The 6,670-nt window shown below is 65.4% G+C and carries 6 protein-coding genes; 4 read left to right on the forward strand and 2 right to left on the reverse strand.

Translation table 11 applies throughout. The annotated features are described in order from the left end of the window. From uvrA to PF446_RS02690, 4 genes are all read left to right on the forward strand, one after another. A partial coding sequence (gene uvrA / locus PF446_RS02675) for an excinuclease ABC subunit UvrA (protein ID WP_298069438.1) occupies positions 1–2,592 on the forward strand: 2,592 nt, incomplete at its 5' end. Beyond that, the gene (locus PF446_RS02680; RefSeq protein ID WP_298069440.1) at positions 2,589–3,008 is read left to right on the forward strand and encodes a thioesterase family protein; all 420 of its coding nucleotides are present in this window, start codon (positions 2,589–2,591) and stop codon (positions 3,006–3,008) included. The genes uvrA and PF446_RS02680, both read left to right, overlap by 4 nt. Before the next feature lie 98 nt (positions 3,009–3,106). Further along, complete coding sequence (locus PF446_RS02685; RefSeq protein WP_298069441.1) at positions 3,107–4,546, forward strand: DUF4139 domain-containing protein; 1,440 nt, start codon at positions 3,107–3,109, stop codon at positions 4,544–4,546. 26 nt (positions 4,547–4,572) lie between these two features. Beyond that, the gene (locus PF446_RS02690) at positions 4,573–5,334 is read left to right on the forward strand and encodes an enoyl-CoA hydratase/isomerase family protein (RefSeq protein ID WP_298069443.1); all 762 of its coding nucleotides are present in this window, start codon (positions 4,573–4,575) and stop codon (positions 5,332–5,334) included. A 149-nt stretch (positions 5,335–5,483) separates the two neighbouring features. On the opposite strand, the gene PF446_RS02695 is transcribed toward PF446_RS02690, so the two are convergent. Continuing rightward, the gene (locus PF446_RS02695; protein WP_298069445.1) at positions 5,484–6,332 is read right to left on the reverse strand and encodes a sulfurtransferase; all 849 of its coding nucleotides are present in this window, start codon (positions 6,330–6,332) and stop codon (positions 5,484–5,486) included. Continuing rightward, positions 6,329–6,670, reverse strand: a 342-nt coding sequence (locus PF446_RS02700) for a CoA pyrophosphatase (protein WP_298069448.1), incomplete at its 5' end; no start/stop codon positions are given. The genes PF446_RS02700 and PF446_RS02695, both read right to left, overlap by 4 nt.

A 6,670-nucleotide genomic window follows, 5' to 3' on the forward strand; every position in this document is an offset into this window, starting at 1 on the left:
CACGATTACCTGCGCCTGCTGTTTGCCCGTGTCGGCAGCCCGCGCTGTCCCGACCACGGCACCCCGCTGGAGGCACAGACGGTCAGCCAGATGGTCGATGCGACCCTGGCGCTGGACGCCGACAAGCGCTGGATGCTGCTGGCACCGGTGATCCGCGAGCGCAAGGGCGAGCATGCGCAGGTTTTCGAGCAGTTGCGCGCCCAGGGCTTCGTGCGTGCCCGCGTCGATGGCCATGTGCACGAGCTGGACGCGGTGCCGCCGCTGACCCTGCGCCAGAAGCACACCATCGAGGCGGTGATCGACCGTTTCCGCCCCCGCGCCGAGCTCAAGCAACGCCTGGCCGAATCCTTTGAAACAGCCCTGCGCCTTGGCGAGGGCCTGGCCATCGTCTCCGACCTGGACGCTGGACAGGGACGTCCGGGTGCTGCGGGCGCAGGACGCGCTGGAGCAGCCGATCCCGACGCCGCGGAGCACCTGTTCTCCTCGCGCTTTGCCTGCCCGATCTGCGACTACGCGCTGCCGGAGTTGGAGCCGCGCCTGTTCTCGTTCAATTCACCCATTGGCGCCTGCCCGAGCTGCGACGGCCTGGGGGTATCGCAAGTATTCGACCCGGCACGCGTGGTGCGCCATCCGGAGCTGTCGCTGGCCGGCGGCGCGGTGCGCGGCTGGGACCGCCGCAACGCGCACTACTTCCAGCTGATCCTGTCGCTGGCCAGACACTACGGCTTCGACGTCGATACGCCCTGGCGGGACCTGCCGCAGAAGGTGCAAAACGCGGTGATGCACGGCTCCGATGGCGAAGCCATCGCCTTCCGCTACCTCACCGAGCGCGGCGGCAAGGTCACCCGCGAGCATGCCTTCGAGGGCATCCTGCCCAACCTGGAGCGCCGCTACCGCGAGACCGAATCCTCCGCCGTGCGCGAAGAGTTGTCGCGCTACATCGCCGAAAAACCGTGCAGCGCATGTGGCGGCCAGCGCCTGAACCGCTCGGCACGCAACGTGTTCGTGGCCGAACGCACGCTGCCCGAGATCGGCAGCGACGCCATTGAGGACGCACAGCGCTTCTTCGAGACCCTGGAATTGCCCGGCTGGCGCGGCGAGATCGCAACCAAGATCGTCAAGGAAATCCGCGAGCGCCTGAAGTTCCTGATCGATGTCGGCCTGGACTACCTGACCCTGGACCGCAAGGCCGATTCACTGTCCGGCGGCGAAGCCCAGCGCATCCGCCTGGCCAGCCAGATCGGCGCCGGCCTGGTCGGTGTGATGTACGTACTCGACGAGCCCTCGATCGGCCTGCACCAGCGTGACAACGAACGCCTGCTGGGCACGCTGAGACGTCTGCGCGACCTGGGCAACACCGTGATCGTGGTCGAGCACGACGAGGACGCCATCCGTTCCGCCGACTATATCCTGGACATCGGACCCGGTGCCGGCGTGCACGGCGGCGAGATCGTCGCCGAGGGACAACTCAAGGACGTGCTCAAGGCCGAACGCTCGGTCACCGGCCAGTTCCTGTCGGGCAAGCGTGTCATCGAAGTGCCCGAGCAACGCCGCGAACCGGACGCGGACCTTTGGCTGCGCGTGGGCGGCGCCAGCGGCAACAATCTCAAACAGGTCGACCTGTCGATTCCAGCCAGTCTGTTCACTTGCGTCACCGGGGTGTCCGGCTCGGGAAAATCGACCCTGATCAACGACACCCTGTACCGCATCGTCGCCGCCGGACTCAACGGTGCCAGCACCGAACCGGCAGCGCACGAGAGCGTCGAGAACCTGGAGCTGTTCGACAAGGTGGTCGACATCGACCAGTCCCCGATCGGCCGCACCCCACGCTCCAACCCGGCCACCTACACCGGCCTGTTCACGCCGCTGCGCGAACTGTTCGCTCAGGTGCCCGAAGCTCGCGCACGCGGCTACAAACCCGGCCGCTTCAGCTTCAACGTGCGCGGCGGCCGCTGCGAGGCCTGCCAGGGCGACGGCCTGATCAAGGTCGAGATGCACTTCCTGCCCGATGTCTACGTGCCCTGCGACGTGTGCCACGGCAAGCGCTACAACCGCGAGACCCTCGAGATCCTGTACAAGGGCCATACCATCGCCGACGTGCTGGAGATGACCATCGAGGAGGCGCTGGGACTGTTCGAACCGGTGCCGGTGATCGCGCGCAAGCTGCAGACCCTGCGTGCGGTGGGCCTGGACTACATCAAGCTGGGCCAAAGCGCGACCACGCTGTCCGGTGGCGAGGCGCAGCGCGTGAAACTCTCGCGCGAACTGTCCAAGCGCGACACCGGGCGCACCCTGTATATCCTCGACGAGCCGACCACCGGGCTTCACTTCCACGACATCGAGCAACTGCTGGACGTGCTGCACCAGCTGGTCGACAACGGCAGCACGGTGGTGGTGATCGAGCACAACCTGGACGTCATCAAGACCGCCGACTGGATCATCGACCTCGGACCCGAGGGTGGTGCCGGTGGGGGCCGCATCATTGCCACGGGCACGCCCGAGGACGTGGCCGCGAACAAGCACTCGCATACCGGGCGGTTCCTCAAACCGCACCTCAACCTCGCACCGACACGGAAACGCAAGCGCGCATGAACGAAAGCAACCACGAGAACCTGTTCACTGCCCCGATCGAGGTCCGCTGGCGTGACCTGGATGCCTTCAACCACGTCAACAACTCGATCTACCTGACCTATGTGGAACAGGCGCGACTGGACTGGCTGCAGCATCTGCCCGGCACGTGGATGGATGACCAAAGCGCACCGGTCATGGCCGCCTGCCAGCTGAACTACCGCGCGCCGATCCACTGGCCGGCGCGCGTGGAAGTGCGACTGCATTGCGATCGCCTGGGCAACAGCTCGATGATCCTGGGCCACCACATCGTCGACGCACATCCCTCCGGCACGGTCTACTGCGATGGCACTGTGACCCTGGTCTGGATCGACCCGTCCACCGGCAAATCCACTCCCCTGCCCGAGGCGGTGCGCATGGCCGCAAAGGGCACGGATTGACCGCTGCATCGTTGCCGCAATCCGGACAGTGACACGCGCGATTCATCGGCTCTGGTTATCATGCGAACTGGTCCCGCACTTTATGGAGTTTGTCCGTCATGCAACGCATCGCGATGTCACTCCTTGTCGCCGGCCTGATGGTGGCCCCGCTCGCCGCTGCCACCGACGGCCCCCACCTGACCCTGTACCACAGCGCAAACAGCAGCCTTTTCCATTCCGGCCAGGGCTCGGTTGACGCCGGCCATGCCGTGATTCACGAGCAGCGAAGCATCGGCCTTTCCAAGGGCACCCAGGACATCACCCTGGGCAACCTGCCGGACTATCTTGATCCGGAAGCTGTCGACCTTCGCTTCGACAGCGGGCGGGTTCACGTGCTTTCCCAGCGCCTGCTGTTGGCGCAAGGACGCAACGATGTCCTGATCGGACAGATCGGCAAGCAAGTCAGCGTGATCGGCGACAACGGGCAGGAACTGGTGCGCGGCGAACTCGTTCGCGTGGGCAAGGACGGCAGCCTGATCATCGGCGGAGACGTGTTCGGCCCCACCGTGGTACGCCGTTACAGTGCGGTGAAACTGATCGCAGGCGAGACGGGCAGCGGATCGCGCCTTCAGGTGCGTCTGCATTCGGATACCTCAGGCCATGCCGACGTCGATCTCACCTATCCAACCCGCGGCCTCGGCTGGCGCGCGGCCTACACCGCAACGCTGCAGCCGGGAGACTCATGCCGGATGAACCTGGCTGCCAATGCCAGCATCGCCAACCGCAGCGGCCGCGACTGGGACCATGCGCAGATCAAGCTGGTGGCCGGCCAGCCCAACTTCTCCGCTTCATCCGGCCGGCCCTATCCGGTGATGGAAATGGCCTCCGCGAAGCAAGCCATGCCCAGCCAGGACACACTGGATGCCTATCGCAGCTTCACGCTTCCCGACCCCGTGAACCTGCCTGACGAAAGCGTCAGCGTCACGCCGTTGTACTCGCCCAAGATCATCGACTGCCAACGCAGCTGGACATTCGAGAACGGCCGCGCATGGACACCACCCCGCCCCGTCACCAACCCCTCGATCGATGCCGCTCCACAGCGCGGCGGCATTGCCAGCATCCTGACATTTCGCGCCTTCGACACCATGCCGGCCGGCGGCATGCGCGTGCTGACGACCGACAAGGATGGTCAGGTCGAGTTTCTCGGTGAAGACCAGGTCCAGGACACGTCCAAGGATGCCGAGGTATCGCTGCACCTGGGTACGGCCTTCGACCTGCATGCCAGCAGTCAACGCACCGCATTCAATCTGGACGATGCCAATCACCGCATTGACGAGGCCTTCCAGGTCACCTTGTCCAACAGCGGAGACGTGGCACGCACGGTCAGCGTGATCGAGCATCCCAACCGCTGGAACCAGTGGTCGCTGACCTCATCCAGCCAACCGCCGGATACGCAAACCACGGATACCCTGACCTTCAAGGTCGCAGTCCCTGCCCACGGCAAGTCCACGCTGGACTACGCCATACGCTACCAATGGACTGCGGCGGACCAGCATTAACTGCGTTGCCGCTTGAGGAGAGCCCCATGCTTGAGATCCGAAACCAAGACGACATCCTGGAGATTCGCCTGGCACGTCCACCGGTCAATGCGCTGGATCCCGAACTGGTCACGCAGTTGCGCAAGCAGATCGAGGGCGCGCCCGCAAAAGGCGCGCGTGGCCTGTTGATCACCGGTAGCGAGGGCATGTTTTCGGCCGGACTCGACGTGCCTGTCCTGCTCGGCCTGGATCGTGAAAGCATGCGCGCCTTCTGGCGTGAATTCTTTGCCCTGTGCGCGGCGCTGGCGCGTTCACCGATTCCCTCCGTGGCGGCCATTTCCGGCCACAGCCCGGCCGGTGGCGCCGTGCTGGCGCTGTTTTGCGATTACCGGGTGATGGCGCGCGGGCCCTACCGTATCGGCCTGAACGAGGTGCAGGTGGGCCTGACCGTGCCCGAGTGCATCCAGCTTGCCTTGCGTCGCACCGTCGGTACCTATCGCGCAGAGCGGCTGCTGGTGGCCGGTGCCATGCTTGAAGCCGAACAGGCGCTGGAAATCGGTATGGTCGACGCGTTGGCGCCGGTGGAAGAAGTGGTCACCCGCGCATCGCTGTGGATGCGTGAACTGCTGTCCCTGCCGACCAGGGCCATGAGCACCACACGGGCCATGGCCCGTGCGGATCTCACCGCCGCCTTCGCCGACATTGACGCACTGTCGGTCGACGACTTTCTCGACGGATGGTTCAATGAGGAGACCCAGAGAGTACTGCACGCCCTGGTCGCCAGCCTCAAGGAAAAGAAAGCCAGGTAGCTGACGGGTAAATTGCGCAACGTCGCCGTACCGGGTCGCCAGGCAGCCCCGGCTGCAGCGTGACGCAGGGTCCGCATCGTTCGCCGACAGCCGGTCCGTGAGACGCTCGCAACAAGCCCGCATGCGGCGTCGTGCCCGGCCGCTTGACCCTATGAGCCGATGGCCACCGGGCGATCAGGGTCGCTGCTCCAGCCACTCCAGGACGCTGGATACAACCGCGCACCGTGCAGCCCGGCATGCGCCATGGCCAGCAGGTTATGGCAGGCCGTGACGCCCGAACCACACATGTGCACGCTCTGGTGCGCGTCCCGGTCTCCCAGAATCTGCTCGAACTCCACCCGCAGCGCTTCTGGAGTGCGAAAACAGGCGTTGCCATCCAGGTTGTCCGCATAAGGCCGGTTGCACGCACCGGGCACGTGGCCACCCACGCGATCCAGCGGCTCGACATCTCCGCGAAAGCGCGCGGCGGCACGTGCATCCACCAGCACCACCTCGCCCTGCTCCAAGGCCGTGCGCAACTGCGCGGTGTCGAGCATGAGGCTGGCGTCGAACTCCCGCTGCACCGATGTGGCCGCGCGTTCGACGGGCCCCGTCTCCAGCGCCAGCCCGGCCTGTTCCCAGGCAGCCAGTCCGCCGTCAAGCACGCGGGCCTTTCCACCGATGGCCCGGATCATCCACCACAGGCGTGCGGCCATCGCACCGCCCGCGGTGTCGTAGGCGATCACCTCGGTCTGCGGGGTCCACCCCCAGCGCGCCAACGTGCGCGAAAAATCGGCCGCGTCCGGCAGGGGGTGCCGGCCCATGCCCGTTGTCTTCTTGCCGAGATCGGAAAGGTCGTCGTCCAGGCTGGCATACACGGCGCCGGGGAGATGGCCCTGCAGATACTCGCGATAGCCGCGGGCAGGATCGGCCAGATCAAAGCGGCAATCCACCTGCAGCAGGCCTGCAGGATCGAGTCGGGAAAGGGTCGTGGCGTCAATCAATACCGGTTCATTCATGGCACTCGTCCCATGCGTTCGAGCAGATTGGTGATAATCGCGGCCGTGACGCCCCAGATACGATGCTGGCCGAAACGAAATTCCGCCATCTCGCGCGACTGGCCACGGTATTGCATGGTGTAGCGCCGAAGGTTCGACGGATCAAGCAGGAAGTCGAGCGGCACCTCGAACACTTCATCGACCTCACCGGGTTCGGGACGCAGCGGCGGCATGCTCGGACCGACAAAGGCCACCACGGGCGTGATCACGAAACCGCTGATCGTCTCGAAGCAATCCAGAAAACCGGCCGGACGAACGATGGTTCGCGGCAACCCGATTTCCTCCTCGGTCTCGCGCAG

Source organism: Oleiagrimonas sp. (assembly GCF_027858935.1).
Classification (GTDB): Bacteria; Pseudomonadota; Gammaproteobacteria; order Xanthomonadales; family Rhodanobacteraceae; genus Oleiagrimonas.